Annotated in this window: 17 protein-coding genes; 5 read left to right on the top strand and 12 right to left on the bottom strand. The window is 66.2% G+C overall.

The features are described from left to right. Positions 1–6: 6 nt before the first annotated feature. From F757_RS0122005 to F757_RS0121985, 5 genes are all read right to left on the bottom strand, one after another. Positions 7–843 carry a HutD/Ves family protein gene (locus tag F757_RS0122005; protein WP_027213283.1) on the bottom strand — a complete coding sequence of 279 codons (837 nt, stop codon included), beginning with the start codon at positions 841–843 and terminating at the stop codon, positions 7–9. A 2-nt stretch (positions 844–845) separates the two neighbouring features. Then, positions 846–2,534 carry a urocanate hydratase gene (hutU, locus tag F757_RS0122000; RefSeq protein WP_027213282.1) on the bottom strand — a complete coding sequence of 563 codons (1,689 nt, stop codon included), beginning with the start codon at positions 2,532–2,534 and terminating at the stop codon, positions 846–848. Positions 2,535–2,621: 87 nt separating this feature from the next. Continuing rightward, on the bottom strand, positions 2,622–3,317 hold the full coding sequence (hutC, locus tag F757_RS0121995; protein WP_027213281.1) for a histidine utilization repressor: 696 nt from the start codon (positions 3,315–3,317) through the stop codon (positions 2,622–2,624). A 21-nt stretch (positions 3,318–3,338) separates the two neighbouring features. Then, a complete protein-coding gene (hutH, locus tag F757_RS0121990) occupies positions 3,339–4,862 on the bottom strand; it encodes a histidine ammonia-lyase (RefSeq protein ID WP_027213280.1) in 1,524 nt (507 codons plus the stop codon). Between the two features lie 225 nt (positions 4,863–5,087). Next, positions 5,088–6,014: a LysR family transcriptional regulator gene (locus F757_RS0121985; protein WP_027213279.1), complete on the bottom strand. Its 927-nt coding sequence runs from the start codon at positions 6,012–6,014 to the stop codon at positions 5,088–5,090. 106 nt (positions 6,015–6,120) lie between these two features. Between F757_RS0121985 and F757_RS0121980 the strand changes: the two genes are divergently transcribed. Both F757_RS0121980 and F757_RS0121975 read left to right on the top strand, forming a co-directional pair. Further along, positions 6,121–7,032 (top strand): NAD-dependent epimerase/dehydratase family protein, encoded by a 912-nt coding sequence (locus F757_RS0121980; protein ID WP_027213278.1) that lies wholly within the window; start codon positions 6,121–6,123, stop codon positions 7,030–7,032. 167 nt (positions 7,033–7,199) lie between these two features. Continuing rightward, positions 7,200–7,382: a hypothetical protein gene (locus tag F757_RS0121975; protein WP_027213277.1), complete on the top strand. Its 183-nt coding sequence runs from the start codon at positions 7,200–7,202 to the stop codon at positions 7,380–7,382. A 142-nt stretch (positions 7,383–7,524) separates the two neighbouring features. On the opposite strand, the gene F757_RS0121970 is transcribed toward F757_RS0121975, so the two are convergent. Together F757_RS0121970 and F757_RS0121965 are read right to left on the bottom strand one after the other, a co-directional pair. After that, complete coding sequence (locus F757_RS0121970) at positions 7,525–8,277, bottom strand: DUF899 domain-containing protein (RefSeq protein ID WP_027213276.1); 753 nt, start codon at positions 8,275–8,277, stop codon at positions 7,525–7,527. A gap of 333 nt (positions 8,278–8,610) precedes the next feature. Continuing rightward, positions 8,611–9,993: an NCS2 family permease gene (locus F757_RS0121965; protein WP_027213275.1), complete on the bottom strand. Its 1,383-nt coding sequence runs from the start codon at positions 9,991–9,993 to the stop codon at positions 8,611–8,613. A 560-nt stretch (positions 9,994–10,553) separates the two neighbouring features. Here F757_RS0121965 and F757_RS0121960 point away from each other — a divergent pair. Continuing rightward, positions 10,554–11,570 carry a PRC-barrel domain-containing protein gene (locus tag F757_RS0121960; RefSeq protein WP_027213274.1) on the top strand — a complete coding sequence of 339 codons (1,017 nt, stop codon included), beginning with the start codon at positions 10,554–10,556 and terminating at the stop codon, positions 11,568–11,570. Then, complete coding sequence (locus F757_RS0121955; RefSeq protein WP_027213273.1) at positions 11,567–12,823, top strand: MFS transporter; 1,257 nt, start codon at positions 11,567–11,569, stop codon at positions 12,821–12,823. Before F757_RS0121960 ends, F757_RS0121955 begins: the two co-directional genes overlap by 4 nt. 105 nt (positions 12,824–12,928) lie before the next feature. Here F757_RS0121955 and F757_RS0121950 read toward each other — a convergent pair whose 3' ends face one another. Further along, complete coding sequence (locus F757_RS0121950; RefSeq protein WP_027213272.1) at positions 12,929–13,822, bottom strand: LysR family transcriptional regulator ArgP; 894 nt, start codon at positions 13,820–13,822, stop codon at positions 12,929–12,931. A 97-nt stretch (positions 13,823–13,919) separates the two neighbouring features. On the opposite strand from F757_RS0121950, the gene F757_RS0121945 reads away from it, so the two are divergent. Continuing rightward, on the top strand, positions 13,920–14,540 hold the full coding sequence (locus F757_RS0121945; protein WP_027213271.1) for a LysE/ArgO family amino acid transporter: 621 nt from the start codon (positions 13,920–13,922) through the stop codon (positions 14,538–14,540). Between the two features lie 30 nt (positions 14,541–14,570). Here F757_RS0121945 and F757_RS0121940 read toward each other — a convergent pair whose 3' ends face one another. From F757_RS0121940 to F757_RS0121925, 4 genes are read right to left on the bottom strand one after another with little or no spacing between them, the layout of a single operon-like run. After that, positions 14,571–15,563, bottom strand: a complete 993-nt coding sequence (locus F757_RS0121940) for a hypothetical protein (RefSeq protein WP_027213270.1) — start codon at positions 15,561–15,563, stop codon at positions 14,571–14,573. A 48-nt stretch (positions 15,564–15,611) separates the two neighbouring features. Continuing rightward, positions 15,612–18,221, bottom strand: a complete 2,610-nt coding sequence (locus F757_RS0121935) for an NfrA family protein (protein ID WP_027213269.1) — start codon at positions 18,219–18,221, stop codon at positions 15,612–15,614. Then, positions 18,218–20,386, bottom strand: coding sequence for a glycosyl transferase family protein (locus F757_RS0121930; RefSeq protein ID WP_027213268.1), 2,169 nt, complete (start codon positions 20,384–20,386; stop codon positions 18,218–18,220). The genes F757_RS0121935 and F757_RS0121930 overlap by 4 nt, the downstream gene beginning before the upstream one ends. Next, complete coding sequence (locus F757_RS0121925; RefSeq protein ID WP_232221440.1) at positions 20,383–22,545, bottom strand: cellulose biosynthesis cyclic di-GMP-binding regulatory protein BcsB; 2,163 nt, start codon at positions 22,543–22,545, stop codon at positions 20,383–20,385. Before F757_RS0121925 ends, F757_RS0121930 begins: the two co-directional genes overlap by 4 nt. Positions 22,546–22,692 lie beyond the last annotated feature (147 nt).

The raw sequence follows: 22,692 nt of genomic DNA, 5'->3' as shown, positions 1-22,692 counted from the left end.
GCGTCGTCATCGTTGCGTGTAGCGGATGCTGATTGCGAGCAACGTGCCCGCGCCTTCTATCGTGCATGACAGCGCGTTCGGTGCGTCGATGCGCAAGGTGTCGCCCGCTTGCAGCGCGTGCACCTGCGTGTCCGCAGGTGCCGGGGAGGCTGCGGGTGCTTGGGCGTGCGCTTCGTGGCACGCCTCGACGTGCGCTTCGTGGCACGCTTCGGCGTGCGCTGCTGCATCGCCCAACGCGACGGTCGGTGCCCCGCTTGCGCAGTACAACAGCGCAACGTCGGCGGACAACGTACGTCCCGGTTGCTGCGCCTGCTGCTGCGCTTCATGCCGGGTTTTTTGCTGCCCTTGCTGCTGCGCCCCGTGCCACACCTCCAGCTCGCCCTCTGCAAAGCCGCGGCGCACCATCAGATTGAAGTCGCGCGTCGCGCCTTCGACAAGGCGCGCGTCGATGCGCGCCTCGCCCGCAAACCGCACAATATCGAGCGGTTGCGTCAATGCATGGGTCGTCACGGCATTGTCGCTTTGCACTTCGTCGAGCAGCATGCCCGCGCCGGCGAGCAGCACCAGCGTGCGATCGATTCCTGCGAAGCGGGAAAACGGTCCCGCTTGCGCAACGTCCGCCACGCTCACGCGCCATACGAATGTATCGAGCCCCGCGTCTGCCGGATGCGCCGCCACTTCGCGCGTGACGCCGCCGCCGTTTTTCCACGGCGACGCCACGAGTTGCGCCGCGCGAATCAACGTGATGGCGCCGGCACAAGCCGCACAAGCGTTGCCCCCGCCATTGACTCCCGCGTTCACGCGAGCTTTCGCACCCGCCCCGCTGCTGCCGGCCAGCGTCATGCTCAACGGCCCAGCATCGGCAGCTTGAGACCGGCCTCGCGCGCCGTTTGCTGCGCGAGTTCGTAGCCTGCATCCGCATGACGCATTACGCCGGTTGCCGGATCGTTGAACAGCACGCGGCCAAGACGCTCCTTGGCGGCATCCGTGCCGTCCGCGACGATCACGACGCCCGCATGCTGGCTAAAGCCCATGCCGACGCCGCCGCCGTGATGCAGCGATACCCACGACGCACCGCCCGCGGTGTTGAGCAGCGCGTTGAGCAACGGCCAGTCGCTCACGGCGTCCGAACCGTCCTTCATGGATTCGGTTTCGCGATTCGGGCTCGCCACCGACCCTGTGTCCAGGTGATCGCGGCCGATCACGATCGGCGCCTTCAGCTCGCCGTTTTTCACCATTTCGTTGAAAGCCTGACCGAGGCGGTAGCGATCCTTCACGCCGACCCAGCAGATGCGCGCCGGCAAGCCCTGAAACGCGATACGTTCGCGCGCCATGTCGAGCCAGTTGTGCAGATGCGGATCGTCGGGGATCAGCTCCTTGACCTTCGCGTCCGTCTTGTAGATGTCCTCGGGATCGCCCGACAGCGCGACCCAGCGGAACGGCCCCTTGCCTTCGCAGAAGAGCGGGCGGATATACGCCGGCACGAAGCCCGGAAAGTCGAAGGCGTTTTCCACGCCCATTTCCAGAGCCATCTGACGAATGTTGTTGCCGTAATCAAGCGTGGCCGCGCCGCGCTGCTGAAGCGTCAACATCGCCTGCACCTGTTTCGCCATGGATTGCTTCGCCGGAACGACAATCGAGTCCGGCGCGGTTTTCTGGCGCTCTCGCCAGTCTTCGAGCTTCCAGCCTTGCGGCAGGTAGCCGTGAATCGGATCGTGCGCGCTCGTCTGGTCGGTCACGCAGTCCGGCGTGATGCCGCGCGCCACGCACTCGGCGAACACGTCGGCGGCATTGCCGAGCAGACCGATGGAGACCGCCTTGCCCGCCTGCTTCGCTTCGTCGAGCATCGCGAGTGCTTCGTCGAGCGTGTGCGCCTTTTTATCGACGTAACGCGTTTTCAGACGGAAGTCGATGCGCGTCTCGTCGCATTCCACGGCGATCATCGAGAAGCCGGCCATCGTGGCCGCGAGCGGCTGCGCGCCGCCCATGCCGCCCAGGCCGCCGGTCAGGATCCAGCGGCCCTTCGGGTCGCCGTTGAAATGCTGGTTCGCCACCGAGAAGAAGGTCTCGTACGTACCCTGCACGATGCCCTGGCTGCCGATGTAGATCCAGCTGCCCGCCGTCATCTGCCCGTACATCATCAGGCCCTTGCGGTCGAGTTCGTGGAAATGCTCCCACGTCGCCCAATGCGGAACGAGATTCGAATTCGCGAGCAGCACGCGCGGCGCGTCGGCATGCGTGCGGAACACGCCGACCGGCTTGCCCGACTGGATCAGCAGCGTTTCGTCTTCGTTCAGGTCTTTCAGCGACGCGAGAATCTGGTCGAAGCAATCCCAGTTGCGCGCCGCGCGGCCAATGCCGCCGTACACTACCAGCGCATGCGGATGCTCGGCCACTTCGGGGTCCAGATTATTCTGGATCATCCGGTACGCGGCTTCCGCGATCCAGGTCTTGCACGTCTTCTGCGCACCGCGCGGCGCGCGGATCGTGCGAGTGGGATCGAGACGCGGGTCGATGTGTTTCGGGTTGTTCATGGTGGCCCTCGGAATGCCTGAGATGATCGGAATAAGTCGAAGATGAACGAAAAAGCGTTGACGAAAAACCGTTGATTAACTGCTCGATCAGAAGTGTCCGGTGAAGCGGTAGCGGCTGCCGGGGTGCCAGAGGTTCGCAATCGACGCAACCTGACTTTGCGACCACGTGCGCCGATGCAGCACGAGACAGGGCTCGAGTTCGTCCATGGTCAGCAGCTCGCGGGTGTCGCCGTCCGCCGCCAATGCCTCGATGCGGTATTCGACGCGCTGCAGCGGCGCGACCCGCACGAGATACTGGTTTGGCGTGGTGTTCGTGAAGTCCTGCAATGCGTAGTCCGGCGCGACCGCCGGATTGACCCAACGCTCTTCGAGCTGCACCGGCTCGTCGTTTTCAAAATGCAGCACGCGCGAGTGGAACACCGGACTGCCCGCACTCACCTGCATTTCCTCGGCAAGCGCCGCGTCTGCAATGCTCGCGCCGATGTGCAGCACCTTCGCCTGGTAACGATGCCCGCGCGCGACGATCTCGTCGGAAATGCTGCGGATCGCGACCAGCGTCGACTCGTACTTGGGACGTGCGACGAAAGTGCCCGAGCCCTGCACGCGCGTGAGCACCTGCTCCGAGGTCAACTCGCGCAGCGCGCGGTTGACCGTCATGCGCGCGACGTTGAATTCGCGTGCAAGCTCGTTTTCGGACGGCACCTGGTCGCCTTCAGCCCATTCGCCCGCATGAATGCGCGCGAGGATGAAGTCCTTGATGCCCTGGTAGGCCGGTGCGTTCATGGGCTGCCGCTCGCTGTGCGCTTATTGTTCGGAGACGAAGGAGAACGGGCTCAGCTTCGCGATGGTGCCGTCCTGCACGAGACGCGTCACGGCCGCGATGTCCGGCGCGAAGTAATGGTCGAGTTCGTAATGCGCGACCTCGTTGCGCACCACGTCCATCACTTTTTGCAGGCTCGGGCTCGTCTTGTGCGGCGCGCGCAGGTCGACGCCCTGAGCGGCGGCAAGCAGTTCGATCGAGAGGATATTGGCCGTGTTCTCCGCGATGTCGCCGAGCTTGCGCGCGGCGAACGTGGCCATCGAAACATGGTCTTCCTGGTTGGCCGAGGTAGGCAATGAATCGACGGACGCCGGATGCGCGAGCGTCTTGTTTTCCGATGCGAGCGCGGCAGCGGTCACGTGAGCGATCATGAAGCCGGAGTTCACGCCGCCGTCGCGCACGAGAAACGGCGGCAGGCCGGACAGCGTGGCGTCGATCAGCAGCGCGATGCGGCGCTCGGCCAGCGCGCCGATTTCCGCGGCGGCGAGCGCGAGATTGTCCGCGGCGAACGCCACCGGCTCGGCGTGGAAGTTGCCGCCCGAGAGCACTTCGCCCGTGTCCGGGAAAATCAGCGGATTGTCGGAGACGGCGTTCGCTTCGATAAGCAGCACGTCGGCGGCATGGCGCATCTGGTCGAGGCACGCGCCCATCACCTGCGGCTGGCAGCGCAGGCTGTACGGGTCCTGCACCTTGTCGCAACCGGCGTGCGACGCGTTGATGCCCGAGCCTTGCAACAGCGAACGGTAAGCCGCGGCTGCGTCGATCTGACCTTGATGACCGCGCAGTTCGTGAATACGCGGGTCGAACGGCTTGACCGAGCCGGCCGCCGCATCCACCGACAACGCGCCCGCCACCAGCGCGGTGCGGTACAGGTCTTCGATCGCGAACATGTTGTAGAGCGCGAGCGCAGTGGATGCCTGCGTGCCGTTCAGCAGCGCGAGCCCTTCCTTCGCTTGCAGTGTGAGCGGCTTCAGGCCGACGAGCGCGAGGCCCTCGGTGGCCGGCAGGCGCTCGCCCTTCGCGAACACTTCGCCGACGCCGAGCAGCACCGCCGACATGTGCGCAAGCGGCGCAAGGTCGCCGGATGCGCCGACCGAGCCCTTGACGGGAATCACCGGCAGCACGTCTGCGTTGTACAGCGTGATGAGCGCTTCCATGACTTCGCGACGGATGCCCGAATTGCCGCGGCCGAGACTGGACAGCTTCAGCGCGATCAACAGGCGCACGACCGGACGCGACATCGGCTCGCCTACGCCCACTGCGTGCGAGAGCACCAGATTGCGTTGCAGCAGTTCCAGTTGATCGTGCGGAATGTGCGTGCTGGCAAGACGCCCGAAGCCCGTGTTGATGCCGTAGGCCGGCTCCCCCTTGGCGGCGATGTCCGCGACGGCTTTCGCGCATGCGTCGATGGCCGCGTGGCTCGCCGGATCGAGTTGCAGCGGCACATGAGCGCGCGCGATCTGGCGCAGTTGCGGGAGGCTCAGGTGGCCGGGCTTCAGAGTCATCATGGTGGTTGTCCTGTCTATACAATTTCGAAGAAGTCTAGCCGGGCCGCGTTGTATATACAACTTGTTTTTAATATTCGGGCGCCCAGGGCTTTCCACTAAGGCCGTTGCACCATGCGTTCGAGCGGCCTGGCATGTCAGCCGGGCGAGCGCGGCCCGCCGCTGCGTGCCGCAAGCCGTGCGGAAAGCTCGCCTGGACTTGTATATACACCTCCAGAATTCGCGCCGCTACAACTGCACGCGTGCCGCAATGAAATCCAGGAAACACTGCACGCGCCCCGCGAGCGACGCGCTCTGGTAATACACGGCGCTGACCGGCTGGCGCTCGTCGAGCAGCGCGCCGCCGAGAATGGGCACGAGCCGTCCGTCGCGGATGTCGGCGGCGGTCATGAAATCGGCGAGACATGCGATGCCCCAGCCGGCGAGCGCGAGCTGGCGCAACGTCTCGCCGCTTGACGCTGTGATGGACGGCTCGATCTTCAACGGTTCGGGCTTGCGGTTCGCGGCGCCGCTATCTTTCTGTCTGTGGCCGCCCCGCTCGCGCAACGGCCAGCGGTTCAAATGCTCCGGCGCGGTAAAGCCGATCAGCCGATGCTCGCGCAGCGCATCCACCGTTTTCGGCTCGCCGTGTGCCGCAAGGTACGCGGGACTCGCGACCACGCGCAGCTTGCTGCGCCCGAGCGCGCGCGCATGCAGCGTGGAGTCCTGCAACGCGCCGATGCGGATGGCGATATCCACCTTCTGTTCGAGCAGATCGACAATGCGCTCGTTGCTCGTCAACTCGAGACGAATCTCCGGATACAGCTCAGAAAAGGCCGTCATATGCGGGGCGATGCGGTGAAGCATGAACGGCGACGCCGCGTCCACGCGCAGCCTTCCCGATGGGCGCCGGCGCTTGCGCGTGACGGATTCCTCGGCCTCTTCCATCGCGTCGAGAATGGCGCGGGCACGCTGCAAAAATCCTTCGCCCTCGTCCGTCAATTGCAAGCGGCGCGTAGTGCGCCGCACGAGCGCGGTGTCGAGCTTCTTTTCGAGGCGCGTGAGCGCGCGGCTCACGCCCGAAACAGTCTGCCCCAGCTTCTCGGCGGCCGCCGTGATCGAGCCGCTGTCGATCACGCTGACGAACACCTGCAACTCGTCCGTGGAGGTCTTCATTATTGATTCCCAGTCAAGGTTGATTTGAGACTAACATGCTTTTTGCGAGAATCGAGAGGGTGGATACTGCATGCCTGTCATCGTGTTTTCCACTCAGGAGAAGCTCTTGAAGATTTTCATTACAGGCGCAAGCGGTTTTATCGGCGGTTCGATTGCGGCGCATCTCGTGCGCGCGGGTCATCAGGTGCGCGGTCTGATCCGCAAGCCCGAACATAGCGAAGAACTGAAGCGGCTCGGCATCGAGCCGGTGCTCGGCACGCTCGACGACCGCGCATTGCTGATTGCCGAAGCGCAAGCGGCCGACGCGGTCATCAACGCGGCGAGCAGCGATCACGAAGGCGCGGTGAGCGCGCTGATCGAAGGACTCGCGGGCTCCGGCAAAGCGTTTCTGCATACGAGCGGCTCGAGCATCGTCGGCGATGCGTCGGGCGGCGAAGCGGCCGAGGCGCGCATCTATCACGAAGACGCGTTGCCCGAGCCGACCGCCGACAAGGCCGCGCGCGTCGCCATCGACCGCCAGGTGCTGGAGGCGGCGCAACGCAATATCCGCTCGGCGGTGCTGTGCAATACGCTGATCTACGGCCACGGCGCGGTGGCGGGCAGCGCGAGTGTGCAGTTGCCGCGGCTCGTGCGGCAGGCGCAAAAGAGCGGCGTGGTGCGCCATGTCGGCAGCGGCGGCAATACGTGGTCGAACGTGCATATCGACGACGTCGCCGAACTCTACCGGCTCGCGCTCGAAAAAACTCCGGCGGGCACGTTCTACTTCGTCGAGAGCGGTGAAGCGTCGTTTCGCGACATGAGCGCCGCGATTGCGCGCGCAATGAAGCTCGGCGCGCCGCAAGACTGGCCGCTCGAAGAAGCGCAAAAGGAATGGGGCTACGAAATGGCCTCGTATGGGCTCGGCTCGAACAGCCGCGTGCGCGGCGAGCGCGCGCGCAAACTGCTCGGCTGGCAGCCGAAGCGCACCTCGGTGATCGAGTGGATCGAGCACGACATGATGGCGGACCAGGCAGCGTAATCTGCGTAAGCGCCGGCGTTGCTGATCCGTAAGCTCTAATCGATAGAATCCCGCTTAACCGGTCCGCGTGATTGCGCGGGCCGGCTGTGCTCCGCGGTTCGAAGTGCGAGCCGTCCCTGGGCCCGGATTGATCGATGACCTTGCGATGACCTTGCGATGACGTTGCGATGACCTTGGCGCTGAATTTCGACTGGCTGACCAACCTGCTGGCAATGCTGTTCGTCGTAGCCTGCATTTACGATGCACGCTACGACGAGTACGGCACGTTGACGCTGTCGGCGGCCATGATGAGCCTCGCCGTGATGGCGATCGAACTGTTTCTTAAGCCTGCCTTCGACATGGCGTTGTGAGGGCGGCGCTCGCGGGTCTTTTTGCCACTGGCTCGTTTTCCCACTGGCTCGTCTTCCCGCTGGCTCCTTCTCCCGCTGGCTCCTTCTCCCGCTGGCAGTTTTCCCGCCAGCTTTCCCCGACGCTGCTGCGCGTGTTATCCGCTCACGAGCCGCAACCGGCGCAAGCGCCGCGCGGCCTTTCGTCTTCATAGCGGTCGTGGTGCCTGACCCAATCGGTCAGACTGCTGGTTTCGTTGCGGCCCTTCGGCGTCACATCCAGATGCGCGTACGTGTTGATGAAGCGCTCGTCGCCGCGGCCGTAGCACGAATAGGTGTGGTACACGTCGCCATGCGAGTCCTGATAGAAAACGCTGTGGCCGTGCTGTTCGTCGATGCCCACGTCCTGCTCGGTAAAGTTGTAGAACGCCTTTTTGCTCGCGACTTGCTCGGGCGTGAACGACACGTGATAGTCGAAATTGAAGTCGCTTCCCGCCGACGACACCCACGGAAACGTCCAGCCCATGCGCTCCTTGAACGCGGCGATCTTCGCGAGCGGCGCGTGCGACACGGTCACGTACGACACATCGTGATGTTCGAGATGCGTGACGATTCCCGACATATGGTCCGACAGGAACGAGCAGCCGACGCAGCCCTCTTCCCAGTCCGCGCCGAACATGAAGTGGTAGACGATCAACTGGCTGCGTCCATCGAACAGATCGGCAAGTGTCTTGGTGCCCTGCGGCGTGTCGAATGCATAGGTCTTCTCGACCTTCACCCACGGCAATTCGCGGCGTTTGCGCGCGAGTTCGTCGCCCGCGCGCATGTGCGCTTTCTCCTCGGCGAGGAGCGCCCTGCTCGCCGCGAGCCATTCCTCTCTTGAAGCCGTCCGGTGTTGCGGGTCTCTCTGAGATTCCATGTTCGCCTCCGTCACAGTGATATGCAGAGTTATTGTGCAACCAGGCGGCGAAGCATGCGCGGTGTGTTGGCGTGTCGGCGCTTGCGACGTTTGCGGCGCTTGCGACGTTTGCGACGTTTGCGACGTTTGCGACGTTTGCGACGTTTGCGACGTTTGCGACGTTTGCGGCGTTTGCGGCGTTTGCGGCGTTTGCGGCGTTTGCGGCGTTTGCGGCGTGTCGGCGTTTGCGGCGTGCACCGCGTGCAGGGAGTGTCGGCGTTCGCGGCGTCCGCGCGGTACCGCCGTACCGCGCGAACCGCCGAACCGCCGACGCCGCCCGCGCCCCCTGCCGCATCAGATCGCCCAGCCCCCCAGGTAGAAGCCGACCAGCACGATTGCAATCACCACCGTGCCCACGTTCAGCTTGCGGTATTCGCCGCTCACCACGCGGCCGATCACGAGCGTCGCGAAGCCCAGCATGATGCCGGTCACGATATTCGCCGTGAGCACGATGAAGACCGCGCACATGAGACCCGACATCGCATCGACCATATCGTCCATGTGCAGCTTGCTGACGTTCGAGAGCATCAGCAGGCCCACGTACATCAGCGCGGGCGCCGTCGCGTACGAAGGCACGAGGCCCGCGAGCGGCGAGAAGAACATCACGCCGAGAAACAGCAGGCCGACCACGGCCGCGGCCATGCCGGTCTTCGCGCCGGCCGCCACGCCGACGGTCGATTCGATATACGCCGCAGCCGGCGCGCCGCCGAGCAGGCCCGAAAAAATCGAGCTGACCGAATCCGCCGTCAGTGCCCGCCCGCCGTTGATGATGCGGCCGTTTTCGTCGAGCTGACCCGCCTGGCCCGCCACCGCGCGGATCGTGCCGGTGGCGTCGAACACGGCCGTCATCACGAGTGCCAGTACGCTCGGCAGCACCGCCATCGAGAGCGCGCCCTTGAGATCCATCGCGCCGATCAGCGACTCGTGCCCCGGCGCGCTCAGCGACGGCACCGCGAACACGCCGTGAAACGACACGGCCGGATCGACCAGCAGCGCAAGCGCCGAAATCGCGACGATCACGATCAGGATCGAGCCCGGCACACGGCGGCGCACCAGGCCGAAGATCGCCGCGAGCCCAGCCACCGACATGAGCGCCGGCAACGCCGTGATATGCCCGAGTGCGACCGGCAGACCGGCGCCCGGATTCCTGACGACGAGACCGACGTCGTTAGCGGCGATCAGCAGCAGGAAAAGACCAATGCCGATGCCCGTGCCGTGCGCGATGCCCGAGGGCAGATTGCGCAGAATCCACGAACGCACGCCCGTCACCGAAATTGCGGTGAACACCACGCCCATCAGGAATACGGCGCCGAGCGCAACCGTCGGATGCAGGCCCTTGCCCAGCACGAGACCGAACGCCGTAAAGGCGGTCAGCGAAATGGCGCAGCCTATCGCGATAGGCAAGCGCGCCCACACGCCCATCAGCAGCGAGCCGAACGCAGTGGTCAGGCACACGGCGACGAACACCGCGCTCGTGTCGAAGCCCGCCTTGCCGAACATGCCTGGCACGACGAACACGGAATAGACCATCGCGAGAAAAGTGGTGATGCCCGCGACGATCTCCTGGCGCTGCGAGCTTCCGCGCGCGGTAATCTCGAAGTAGCGGTCGAGCAGGCCCCGGGTGTCGAACGACTCGGCGCCGGCTTCGGAAAGCGGCTGGGCGTGGGGTTCCATCATGATGAGTGCCTCCTTTATCAGCATGCTGAAACGGCCGTCATGGTGGCCGTCATCAGGTTCGTCTCTTTGCGTTAATTGAATGTGCGCAGGGTGGCGCGCTTTGGGCCCGCTTTATTGGGCCCGTTTTTGGCCCGCTTCCGCCCGCTTTTTTGGCCCGCTTCTGAACCGCCTCTAAGCGCTTCAGAATCGCTCCGGCGGCTTTGTGTTTTTTGTGTCACGTTTTTGTGTCTCGAAATGTAGGCCACCGTAGATATATCTCCCATCGCATGAGCGGCATGCCGGGCATGTCGCGTCGCTTATATCGTTCAAGCGACGGCACAGCGCGCCCGCGACCCACGCGTTTACACCTACGGTTTGCGACCGGCGGCAAGCGCATATGAAAGCGTTCTGAGAGCTTCCGACCGAACTGCCCTATCCGCTGCGCGGCACGAACCGTGCTTCCCGCCTCGCACTCACACGACCCTCAAAACGGGACCACCCGGCGTCGCGGGTTAAACTCTTGCCCGTACTAACCACCCGCGGCCCCTTACGGGCCGCCCCGGTCCATGGAGTTCCTCCCGATGAGTGGCGGCTTTTCGCTTCCTGCCTGGCGTCAAACTCTTCTCGCTGCGTTCGCGCTGCTGGCGCTTCTCGCGCTGTCCGGCTGCAGCAGCCTGCTGTGGGGCACGCGGCAAGCGCCGATCGTCGAAGCCACGGTGATGCCGGTCGAAGCCGCGAGTGCGCCGGTGGCCGCGTCGGCGCCCGAGCCCGTCGAGACCGAAGCCGCCGAGCCCGAGCAGCCGAAAAAGCCGAAGAAGCCGGTCGTCAAGCCGCACAAGGTCGAGCCGCCGCCGCCCGTGGTCGCGCCGCCGCCTCCTCCGCCGCCGCCCCCGCCGCTGATTTTCGTGCGCACGATCGAGCGCAGCTACGCTCGCACGCTGCTCGACAGCGAGGTGCAGAAGCCGGATGGCAAGGTCGTCGGACGGGCGGTCGACATGATCGCGGATGCGAGCGGCAAGCCGCGCGAAGTCGTGGTCAATCTGCAAGGCTTCCTGGGCGTGGGCGACCGCAAGGTCAATTTCGCGTGGAATGCATTCCGCTTCACGCCGACCGCGAAGAGCGCGCCGATCACGCTGAACCCGTCGGCTGCGCCGGTGAGCCCCGCGAAGTCCAACGCGGGCATGCTGGTACCGCTAATCGACGCAACCGTCGAGCGCTCGAACGGCGCGAAGGTAGGCCGCGTGATCGACGTGCTGATCGACGCGAGCGCGCAGCCGCAGGCGGTCGTGCTCGACGTCAACGGGATAGTGAGCACGGAGCGGCGCACGATTGCGGCCAACTGGTCGGCGCTGCGCTTCGTCGCGAAAGACAAGGAACTGCACCCGCAACTCGACCTGAGTGACGCGCAGATCAACGCCGCGCCGCCGTATGCGAGTGACAAGCCGATCCGCGCCGTCTCGCCGGCTCCGCCTGCCGCGCCCGCTGCCGCAGCGGCCACGGCGCCCGGCGCCTCGACCGGCTCCGCAGCGGCGTCTGCTTCCGCCTCGACTTCCGCAGCGGGTTCCGCCGTGGGTTCAAGCGCACGGGCGGTCCGATGACAGGCCGCACTCTGGTTACAGCGCGGAGCCTGCGCGCGCTCGACTGGCTCAATTTCTTCGTCGCCAACGTGCAAACGGGCTTCGGTCCGTTCATCGCGTCGTATCTGGCCTCGCACAAGTGGACCCAGGGCGAGATCGGCCTCGCGCTCTCCGTGGGCACGATCAGCGCAATGGTGAGCCAGGTGCCGGGCGGCGCCGCCGTCGACGCACTGCGCAACAAGAAAGGCGCGGCTGCGTGGGCGATCATCGCGATCATCCTGAGCGCGGTGCTGCTCGCCGCGAGTCCGACGGTACTGCCGGTGTTCGCCGCCGAGGTCTTTCACGGATTCGCCAGCTGCATGCTGACGCCAGCGCTCGCGGCGATTTCTTTCGCACTCGTCGGCCGCGCGAATCTCGGCGACCGGCTCGGGCGCAACGCGCGCTGGGCGTCGATAGGCAGCGCGGTCGCAGCCGGGCTGATGGGCCTGTTTGGCGAATACTATTCGCCGCGCGCGGTATTCTGGCTCACCGCGGGGCTTGCCATGCCGGCGCTGATCGCCCTTGCGATGATCCAGCGCACCGACACGATCCAGTTGCCAACAACCGCGCCGACGCCTGCGCAAACCGAGCGGCGCGAGAGCCTGCGCGAGCTGCTGCGCGACAAGCGGATGCTGCTGTTCGCCGCCTGCATCGTGCTGTTCCATCTGTCCAATGCGGCGATGCTCAATCTCGCCGCGGGCGAAGTGACCGCCAGCATGGGCGATAACGTGCAGCTCGTGATCGCGGCGTGCATCATCGTGCCGCAAGCCATTGTCGCGATGATGTCGCCGTGGGTCGGCCGTTCCGCCGAGCGTTGGGGACGCCGGCCGATCCTGCTGCTCGGCTTTTCTGCGTTGCCGGTGCGCGCGCTGCTGTTCGCGGGAATCAGCAGTCCCTATCTGCTCGTGCCGGTGCAGATGCTCGACGGCCTGAGCGCGGCTGTGTTCGGCGTCATGCTGCCGCTGATTGCCGCCGACGTGGCCGGCGGCAAAGGACGCTACAACTTGTGCATCGGCCTGTTCGGACTGGCGGCGGGCATCGGCGCGACGTTGAGCACGGCGGCGGCGGGTTTCATCGCCGATCATTTTGGCAATGCGGTGGCCTTTTTCGGACTCGCCGCGGCCGGGGCGCTGGCCGTGCTGCTGGTGTGGGCGGCCATGCCTGAAACGCGCGACGCCGCCGCCGCGGAGAACGGCGAGCCGGTCGCGGGCGAAGGCGGCTCGGCGGTCAGATAAAGCGGATGCGGCGCGCGGGAAGCGCCACGCGACGAGCGTCGGCATTGCCGCGCAGGCCACAGGCCGCGTGTGCAGGTGCAGGTGCAGGTGCAGGTGCAGGCGCAGCTAGTCGAGAAACTCGGCTGCGCGCTTGCGCAATACCGCGCTGAAGTCGTCGAGCCAGCCAATCGGCAAACGCCAGCTCTGCCAGTAGAGATCCACGTCGATATGCTTGCCCGGCGCCATCTGCACGAGTTCGCCGCTCGCCAGATGCGACGCGATCATGCGCTCGGGACACATGCCCCAGCCGAGCCCCGTCACGCAGGCACGCAAAAATCCGGCGACGTGCGGTATCCAGTGCAACGGCGGATTCACGTCCGCCCGCGTAATCCGGCGCATGAAGCGTTTTTGCAACTGATCCTTCTGATTGAAATCCACGCACGGCGCGCGGCGCAAACTGTCGCGCGTGACGCCGTCCGCGAAATGGCGCTCGAGAAACGCCGGCGAGCAAACCGCGAGATAACGCATGCGTCCCAGCCGCGTGGAGCGGCAGCCCTGCACCGGCTCGGGCTGAGTGGTCACGGCGCCCTGCACGCTGCCGTCGCGAATCCGCTGCGCGGTGTGATCCTGGTCGTCGATCACGAGGTCGAGCACCATCTGGCGCTCCGCGCAAAACGGCGCAACGGCGTCGATGAACCAGGTGCCCACGCTGTCGTCGTTGACCGCGACCCGCAGCGCGGGCCAGGTTTCGACGAGACCGCCCGGCAGCGCGGGCACGTGGCCCGTCAATTCCGCTTCGAGCATTTGCACGCGTTCGGTATGACGGCACAGCAACGCGCCCGAGGTCGTCGCGACGCACGGCTGGCCGCGCTTGACGAGCACGCTGCCCACACGCTCCTCGAGCAGCTTGACGCGCTGCGAGACCGCCGAGGGCGTCACGTTCAGTTCGCTCGCGGCACGGTCGAACGAACCGTGGCGCACCACTGCGGCGAGTGCGTCCAGCAACGCGTAATCGAGCATTAGCGTTCCTTAATCAAAGTTAGAGAAATTAGCTTCTCTTATTCCTTCCCGATCCGCAGACTAGCGGGGTTGCGTTATTCCGTCTACTGGATCGACTATGAACTGGCTGTCTTTTTCGCACGGCGCGGCGCTATGCGCGTCGCTGATCGTGACTATCGGCGCGCAGAACGCCTTTGTGCTGAGGCAAGGCATCATGCGCTCGCATGTCGGCAAGATCGTCGCGCTGTGCGCGCTGTCGGACTGCATTCTGATCAGCGCCGGCGTCGGTGGCGCGTCGGTGCTAATGGAGCGCTATCCGCTTTTTGTGCGCGTCATGCTGTATGTGGGGCTCGCCTACCTCGCGTGGTTCGGCATTAACGCGCTGCGGCGCGCGGTACGCCCCGGTCACGCGGTGATGGACGCTAGCGCCGGCGCTTCAGCACCGCCCGCGCAACGCGCCATGCCGATCGTCCTCATGACGCTCGCCTTCACCTGGCTCAATCCGCACGTTTATCTGGACACCTTCCTGCTGGTCGGTACTGCCGGCGCGCGCGAACCGGAAGGCGCACGCGTGGCGTTCGCCGTCGGCGCGATGGCCGTGAGCTGTATATGGTTTATCGGACTGGGTTACGGTGCGCGCGCCCTGGCGCCGCTGTTTCGCCGCGCGAATGCGTGGCGCGTGCTGGACGGCGCAATCGGCAGCATGGTGTTGCTGCTGGCTGTGTCGCAGTTGCGCTAAACGAAAGCCCTGCGAAACGCCCCCGGCGCACTAGCTTCGCGGCCCTTCGAGAGCGAGCAGTTCCTGCACGAGTTGCGCCGACACATAGTGCGGGCCATCGAACAGATAAACCCGATGCCCGCGATACGCATGCAGTTGCGGCGCAAGTTCCCCGGCGCTCGCGGAGCGAAAAGCGCCGCCCGCAGCGGGACGGAACGCCTCGGCGATGATCCGCACGCGGTTTTCCCCCAGCCGCGCCGCCAGAGCATCCGCATACTCGCGCGCGGCGGCCGGGCCGCGCGTGTAGAGGCCGCAGCCGTCCTGCAAAAACACGCCGACGTCGCGCGGCAACCAGCCGTCGAGCCACGCGGCAAGCGCCTTGCCGCCAATGTTCGAATTGTCGTAGACGCTGATCCACAAAGGCCGCGGCAGCCGGCCGAGCAAGGGCCCGAGCGTCGCTGCGTCTTTCCAGGTCGGATCGACTTCGACGGGAAAGTAATAGCCGGCGACGCGAACCGGCGGCCGCACATCGGCGAGCCTGCGTGACTGCTCGATCAGTTGGGCCGCATGCGAGCGCGCCGAGGTCTCGTCGAAGCGGCCCGCGAGACCGACAATCACATTGCGCGCCCACGGCTCGTTTGCAATGCGGGTCCAGTCGGGCAACCGGCGAGCGGTTTTCAGGGCACCCGCCGCCCCGGCATCGGCGCCCGGCGAGCCTGACAAACCCGGCGACCCCGGCGACCCGGTCCCGTCGGCACCCGGCAGATAAGCCGTGCCATCCACGGCCGTCCACTGCACCAGCAGATCGCTCACGCCGAGACGCTGCCAGTCGCCGCGTGGATCCAGATGGTCGGCGTCCGGCTGCCATACCACGCCCTGCGCGAGGCCGTCTGCGTCGCCGGAACGACCCGTTGCGCAGCCGCCGAGCAACGCGGTCAATGCGCCTGCGGCGAGCAGCGCGCGACGGCGCCGCGAGCGTGGACCCGCGAGCGCCGCATGGCGCTCTCGCGAATCGCATTCCTCTTTGCCGTCAGCCTTCGACATACCACCCCGCTGCTTCAAACAGATACGCGCCAACAGATACCCGCCGCCTCAATACGCAAACACCGCGCCGAAGAACACGCCCCGCGCGCGCTCGTCGCCGCTGATTTTCAGCCGGTACTGCACCGACAGATCGACATACGAGCGCGGCGCATCGTATTGGCTGTCGCGGAACCAGTAGCGCGTCGAGATGCCGGCGCCCGCGCCAAGCGGAATGCTGTGATTGATGCTCGAATCGTAATCCGCACCCAGCACCAGATACGGGAACACCGTCCACTTCGGACTATAGCTGTCCATGCGGAACGTGCGGCCCATCTGCAGGTTGGTGGTCGCATACACGGAGCCCGTGTTCAGATACGTGCCCGTTTCGGCGTAGATGCGCGTGGTCCACCACGCAGGCACGTCCACGCGACGCTCGGTGCCGAAGCCGCCTGAATACGCGAGCCGCGCGAGCCAGTCCGGATTGACGCGCGAGCCGATCGGAATGATGCGCTCGAATGCGACGATTGCGTCGATCTGCGTGAACGGTTTGGCGCGCGCGCCGACCGTCGCCTGCAAGGTATCGACTCCGGTGGCGCCGCCGTTCTTCACACCGAAGCTTTCATAGCCGCGTGCATAGACTTCGAACATGCGCTCGCCGAGACTGCCGAACGGCCGCCAGTAGGCTTCCACACCGCTTTGCCAGTTGTTCGACGTACCCGGCGTGGGCGAGGACGCATACCCCGGCTGCATGCCCGCACCGCGATAATTGAGCGATGCATTGAAGCCCCAGTTGCGCGTCACGTCCGCGTGCGCGCTGCGCAGATCGTTCAGTTGCGCGGGCGTGGAATGCGTCGGCGCAGCGCTGCTTTCCGTGTCGGACGACGGCGCCGTACTCGCGTCGATAGCCCGCTCGAAGTATTGCGCGGCCTCGCGATTGCGATGCGCGTGCATCGCCGTATAGCCGGCATCCGCGGCCGCGCCCGGCGGCAGTGCGCCGGCCTTGTCGGCGAGGCTGAAGCGCTCGTAGGCGACGCGCGCGTTGCCCGCACGTTGTGCGATGTACGCGGCCGTCGTGTCCGGCAGCGCGTCGAGCATGTCCGGGGCGACCATCTGGCGCGCCTGGTCATTTGCCTCGCGCGTGTTGCCTGCGGCCACCAGCGCATCGATCAATTGCACACGATGCTGCGGATCATCCGGCGCGGCTTGCACCGCCTCGCGCGCGTCGCGCAGCGCGGCGGTCCTGTCGTTCGCCGCGGACGCTTTCTGTGCAGCGCGTGCAGCAGCAAATCCCGGATCGGCTGGATGGACATAGCAACTCGAGCCATACTCGTCGAGCAGACACTCGATAATCGGCCGGCGCAGCGGATCGAGCGACGCCGCCACCGGATGCGCCAACGCAGCCCGCGCCCGCGCGCGGCGCAGCGCAATCGCGGCATCCGTATCGTCGCGCGCGGCTTGCAACGGTGCGAGCAGGTCCAGCGCGCGTTGCGGCTCACCGCCCGCGATCCACACATCGGCAATGACGATGCGCGCCACGCGCTGGTCTCGCGCGCTTGCGTGGCTCGCCTTCAAGGCGCGCGCGAAATCCGCGTCGGCATCCGCAGCGCGGCCCTGTGCGGCGAGGGCGTAGCCGCGCAACGTGAGCGGCATGAGCGACGCGTCGTCGGCGGGCAAATCGGCGATTGCCGCGCTTGCAGCGGCCTGCACGGCGGGCAGGTCGTTGGCGGCGAACAGCGCGTCGATCAGCTGCATCCGGTAGCCGAGGCGCTCCGGCGCGTACCGGACGGCCTCGCGCGCGAGCGCCGCAGCGCGGGCCGCGTCGCCCTGCTGGCGCGCTTCATACGAGGCTGCCGCGGACCTGGGCGCGAGCCGGCTGCCGATGAAACCGCGCCGCAGGCGCAGCTCGTCGTTATCGCCGAAGCGCTTCACCGCATCGAGGTCGGCGGTCCATGCAGCGGCGTCGTCGCCTGCGGCGCTCGCCGCGTCGATCAGCAGCAGATGCAGACGCAACAAGTCGGGACGCAGCGCGAGTGCGTCGTTGGCATAGCGGATGGTGGCCGCATAATCCTTCGCCGCATAGGCTCTGTACGCGTGCTGCGCCGCGTTGAGCGCCGCGCCGCTTAGCGCATTCGGATCGCCCGCCTGCTGACGGCCACCGCGTGCCACCGCGCGGGTCGACACGTTCAACGCGTCGATCTGCTTGCGCCGCGAGGTCAACGCCGGATCGGGGCCGAGTTGTGCGATTGCGTCGCCGAGCGAACGGCTCGCTTCGCCATACCGGCGCTGCGCGGCAAGCGAGTTGGCGAGCAGTACACGCAGCGACACCACGTCCGGCCGCTGGCGAATCGCTTCGCGAGTTCGCGCGACGGCGCCCGCATAGTCGCCGCTCGCATACGCGGCGTAGGCTTCCTGCGCCACACGGTAAGCGGCCCCGCCAAGCGGCAGCGCGTTCGGCGCGGCAGCCGCCGCACTCTGTGCATACACATGTGGCGCGAGGCCCAGTGCGCCGGCTACTGCCACAGCGGCAATCGCGCGCAGCACGAACGGGCTTGCGCAGTTGCGCTGGCGCGACGCACGCGCTTCGCGCGTCGCCGTCCACAGTCCCCGTAAACGCGGCAGGTGCTGAACCGCGTCTGCCGGCTGCGCGTCTGCGCGCCGCATAAGAATCGAGTCGATCATTCTGTCGCCGCCAACGCGGCCTGCAGGCGGCGCTGTTCCTGAATTACGTTGTCGAGCGCGGCAATCGAGATCACCTCGCGTGCCACCATATAGTCGCCGATACGGCCGTGACGGTCCGGACGATAGTGCTGCATCGCGGACTCGAAGTCCTCGCGGCGCACGTGCCCATGTTCGATCAGCAGATCGCCGATCAGCGGCACGCTGCGCGGGTGCGTGGAACCAGCGCCCGCGTCCGCGGGCACGGCGATGTCGACGCCGCGCAGCACGCGCAGACCCGCCGCGATCTCGCCCTCGCGCACGATCTCCTGAGCCACCGGGCCGTCGATCAGCACGCTCAGTTGAGCAAGCACTTCGTCGGAAAGCGGACTCGCGGTCAGCAGAACCGTGCGTCGATGAGCGTCATGCGTGACGTCGACCTGCGGCAGCACGCGGTGCCGCACGATCGTCTCGAGCGGCAGACAGGCCGCGTCCTTGCGAACCTGTTCGAGGTCCAGCCGACCGCGCGGCAGATCTGTCTGGAACGCAATCGCTTCGGCAAGCGTCTCCTCGTCGAGCCAGCCCTTAGCCATCAGCACACGGCCAAGCGGCGCCTCGCGCGCATGGCTCTCGCCGAGTGCCTGCTCCAGCCTGTCGGGGTCGATGGCCTGCCACGACAGCAGCAGTTCGCCAAGACGCTGGCGGCGATTGTTGAAGCCGTCGGCGGACGGAAAATCGTGCATGGTCTTGTCCCATGCGAGCCGCTTGCCCGTCGCGAGATGCACGATGAACATCTTCCATGCGCGCGACACCGCCATGAAATTGATGAAGTTGCCGACCACCATGCGCGGCACCGACAACACACCATGCTCCCAGCCGTAAAGACGCGTGACGAAGTAGACGCGCTGCACGACTCGCAACACGAGCGCCGCCGCGTTGACCCATAGCAACCCGCGCAGCCACGGCGAGTCGGCGAACGGCGAGGCGATCAGCTCCGGCATCAAACCCAGCAGACTCGCGCCTGCGAACAGCAGGAACTGCAGCACCAGCCCATAGGCGATGATGCCGACGAACGCGGTCACGATGCCCTTGCGGTCACGAAACAGCAGATAGCGGTTCGCGAGCGAGCCAGTCCAGCCGGTCTGCTTCCACCCTTGCAGGCCGATGCCGAGCGTCCAGCGCGCGCGTTGGCGATACGCGGTACGAAACGTATCGGGGAAGAACTCGCGCACGCACAAAGGCATTGTCACCGTAATGTCCCGCTCGGCGCCGAAGCCGAACCATGCCTTGCGGCGCGTCGCGAACTGCACCGGAAACCGCGCGAAAATGGATTGCATGCCCATCTTCGCGAGACGCGCACCGACGTCGTAGTCTTCGGTGAGACTCTCTGTGTTGAACGGCTGATTGTCGGTCTCGGCGATCAGCGAAAGCAGCGCACGCCGCGAGAAGCACGTGCCCACGCCCGCCGAGGGCACCGAGCCCACCAGACTCTCACGCACCACGAGGTCTTTGGCGTGCCACTCCGCGAACTCGTCCATATAGGTGCCGGCCACGAGTTCGAACCAGTTGCGTTCGAGCGACGCGACCGGCAACTGGATCATGTCCTTGCGCGGCAGCAGGTAATTGAAAAAGCGCAGCTCGACCGGATGCAGCACGTCCTCGCTGTCATGCAGCACGACACCCGCGAACTCGATGCCCGCCTCGCGCTCGTAAGCGAAGATCGCCTGAATCACCCAGTTCAGGCAATCGGCCTTGCAAGTGGGGCCGTCATGCGGCACTTCCACGCGGCGCAACTGCTTGTAGCGGCGGCGCATGCGCTCCACTTCGGCGATGGTCTGCGGGTCGTTCTGATACGTGCCGACGAACACCACATAGTTGCGGTAGTCCATCACCCGCACCAGATCTTCGATCATCGCCGCGACCACGTCGTACTCGTGCCACGCGGGCACCATGATCGCGAGCGGCTGCTCTTCGCGCTGATAAAGCTGCGCGGCGGTCAGCGGCTTGTAGGTCCGCTCGACAGTCAGGCGGCGGTAGAGCATGCGGCTCCAGTACCACAGATCGATGAACAGATCGTCGATACTGGAGAGCACGATCAGGAACGCCACCAGCGCGGCAACGTATTCGAGCCCGTGGTAGTAGTGAGCTACCGCGTAGCCCGCATACCATTTGATCAGCGCGATGCTCACGACTTGTCCCGGTTCCTGCGGCGCGCGATATTGGCCACCAGCAGCAGCACGACGAGCAGACCGATCAGCGCGGCCGGCACGCCCCAGCGCAGCCAGCTTTGCATGAACCACGGACCTTCAATGTCGCGCGCGTCGATCGCCTGCCCCGGATGCCGCGTATCGAACTGGCGCAGCGTACCGCTGCCGTCGACGATGGCCACGTCGCCGCGCGACAGTTGCAGCGAGGCCGGCAGTACCGCCGGCGTGTCGCCAACGGTACGGTAGGACACGCCCTGCACGCTGCCCGAACTCACCACTTCAATGACGCCGACGCGGTTCAGCCCCGACAGGTCCGCGAGCATCTTGCCGGACGGATCGGTGAACGACAGGCGGTCCTTGGCGAGACGCGCGATGCTCTTTTCATCGGCGAGCGCGACGTCCGCGGCGAGAAACGCGCCTTGCGGCTTTACCGTGTCGCCGTCGCGGGCGACGCTGAAGCCCGCGCGCGTCGGCGCAATGCCGCTCGCATTCGCGAGACGCGCAATGCGCGGCAGCGCCTCGGTCGCATTGCCGAGATAGGCAGCGGGCACGATTACTTCGGCTTGCGAAGCAAAGCGCGCCACCATGCCGGTGAAGTCGTCGCCGAGACTCACGTCGGCAAGACGCAAATGGCTGCTCGGCAGCACCGCAATAGGATGGCCCCGATCGCGTGCACGGCAACCGCCTTCCGGCTGGCGCTGGAATTCCACCCGCACCTGGTTGCGCGGCGCGAGCGCGAAACGCGGCACGTGCGCGGTGATGCGTTGCGGCTTGCCGTTCGCGCTGAGCAATTGCGAGCCGATCAGCACGTCGTTGAAGTAGACCGACGCGGTTTGTCCTGAATCGTCGAGAGTCGGCGCGGCGGCCACGTCGAGCACGACGGCATCCGGCAGCTTGCCGTTACCCGAGGCCGCGCCGAGATCGAAGTTCGCGTCCCAGCTCGCGCGCACCTGCACGTCGAGCGTGCGCGGCTCGCCGCCGAGCAGGGACAAAGCGATCTGATCGCCGCGCGTATCCGGCGCGTTGTCGATCTGATGAACCACGAGGCGGCTCGCCACGTCGATGGGGCGCCAGGTCTGCGCGAGCACTGCGACGCCGTCGTTATCGCCCACCACGATAGCGGTTTGCCCGCCCACGTGCGCGACGCGCACTTCGCCGGCCGCAAGCGGCTTTTCGACCGGCTCGACGCTGCGCGCGCGCCAGGCGTCGAACGCTTCGGCTGCGGCGGGCGAGACGCCCGCCACCTGCGCGCGCAGCGCGTCGAGCGAAGTCTTCACGGTTGTACGTAGCGCGTCGTCGGCGACGATCACGTCGGGCGCGAATGCCGCGCCGGGCGCGAGCGCGATCAGCGCACCGGCCTCCGCGGGATTGGCCAGCTTGTGCGAGCCGCCCGCAGCCAGCGCGGCGAAAGCGGGAACCGCGCGCAACGGCGCGGGCACCTCGATGCCGCTCAGGTTCACCGTGTCACCGGCGGCCGGCCACGCGCGCGTGGCCGGTGTGCGGCCTTCGCGTTGCAGCAGCGCTTCGACGCGCCAGCCCGCGTTGAACGCGGGCGCAGCCACGCTGCGTGCGCCGAGCATGACGACGGGCTTGTGCGGCAGCGCGCTCCACGCGCCGCGCAGATCGACAATCGCGTCGGGATCGTAGCGATAGGTCAGGCGGGATGTCGGCGCAATGCGCCAGACATTGCCGATCGCGGTCTGGTCGGCGCAGACGTTGTCGTTGATCACCGACGACCAGTCGAAGCCCACGCGCACAAAGCCGCTTGGGCGCGCGGCGCCGTCCACGCCGAGCGTCGCCGAGCCGTCGCCCTGCTCCTGAGTCGGGCTGCGCGAGAGTACCGGTGAGCCGTCGAGCGAAACCAGCATGGTCGTGCGGCCGCCGTTGCCGCGCAGATAGGTGCCGTCGACCTGCAAGCTGGCGTCCGTGAGCGGCACGCCGGCCGGCACCGGCAGATAGAGTTCCTGGCGGGCATCCGGCGCGCGCAGCAGGAGCGGATCACGCATGCCCAGTTCGGCCAGCGATATGCTGCGGCTTGCGAGACGGCCGTGGCCAAGCTGCGCGAAGCTGCCCGCAAGATCGGCGGGTTGCTGGGCATGCGCGCCGAATGCGCACAGCAGCAGCCCGGCGAGCGCGGTCAAACGTGGACTCGGGACGAGAGATGGGCGGGCGCATAGCGCCTCGGAGACCTGGATTCGCAGCTTCGTGGTGAGCATCATATTGTCTTGACCTGGATTGGCCTGCGGGCGACACATGCGACGTTGCCCGCCATGGTTGAATGAGCTAGG

This window comes from Burkholderia sp. WSM2232 (assembly GCF_000472545.1).
In the GTDB taxonomy this organism is placed as follows: domain Bacteria; phylum Pseudomonadota; class Gammaproteobacteria; order Burkholderiales; family Burkholderiaceae; genus Paraburkholderia.
Note: the sequence above shows the minus strand (reverse complement) of the source record. Positions and strands in the feature narration are given on the sequence as shown.

Coding starts and splice junctions, on each gene's coding strand:
- F757_RS0122005 (WP_027213283.1), bottom strand. CDS start 843: ATGACGCTGGCCGGCAGCAGCGGGGCGGGTGCGAAAGCTCGCGTGAAC.
- hutU (WP_027213282.1), bottom strand. CDS start 2,534: ATGAACAACCCGAAACACATCGACCCGCGTCTCGATCCCACTCGCACG.
- hutC (WP_027213281.1), bottom strand. CDS start 3,317: ATGAACGCACCGGCCTACCAGGGCATCAAGGACTTCATCCTCGCGCGC.
- hutH (WP_027213280.1), bottom strand. CDS start 4,862: ATGATGACTCTGAAGCCCGGCCACCTGAGCCTCCCGCAACTGCGCCAG.
- F757_RS0121985 (WP_027213279.1), bottom strand. CDS start 6,014: ATGAAGACCTCCACGGACGAGTTGCAGGTGTTCGTCAGCGTGATCGAC.
- F757_RS0121975 (WP_027213277.1), top strand. CDS start 7,200: ATGACCTTGGCGCTGAATTTCGACTGGCTGACCAACCTGCTGGCAATG.
- F757_RS0121970 (WP_027213276.1), bottom strand. CDS start 8,277: ATGGAATCTCAGAGAGACCCGCAACACCGGACGGCTTCAAGAGAGGAA.
- F757_RS0121965 (WP_027213275.1), bottom strand. CDS start 9,993: ATGATGGAACCCCACGCCCAGCCGCTTTCCGAAGCCGGCGCCGAGTCG.
- F757_RS0121960 (WP_027213274.1), top strand. CDS start 10,554: ATGAGTGGCGGCTTTTCGCTTCCTGCCTGGCGTCAAACTCTTCTCGCT.
- F757_RS0121955 (WP_027213273.1), top strand. CDS start 11,567: ATGACAGGCCGCACTCTGGTTACAGCGCGGAGCCTGCGCGCGCTCGAC.
- F757_RS0121950 (WP_027213272.1), bottom strand. CDS start 13,822: ATGCTCGATTACGCGTTGCTGGACGCACTCGCCGCAGTGGTGCGCCAC.
- F757_RS0121945 (WP_027213271.1), top strand. CDS start 13,920: ATGAACTGGCTGTCTTTTTCGCACGGCGCGGCGCTATGCGCGTCGCTG.
- F757_RS0121940 (WP_027213270.1), bottom strand. CDS start 15,563: ATGTCGAAGGCTGACGGCAAAGAGGAATGCGATTCGCGAGAGCGCCAT.
- F757_RS0121935 (WP_027213269.1), bottom strand. CDS start 18,221: ATGATCGACTCGATTCTTATGCGGCGCGCAGACGCGCAGCCGGCAGAC.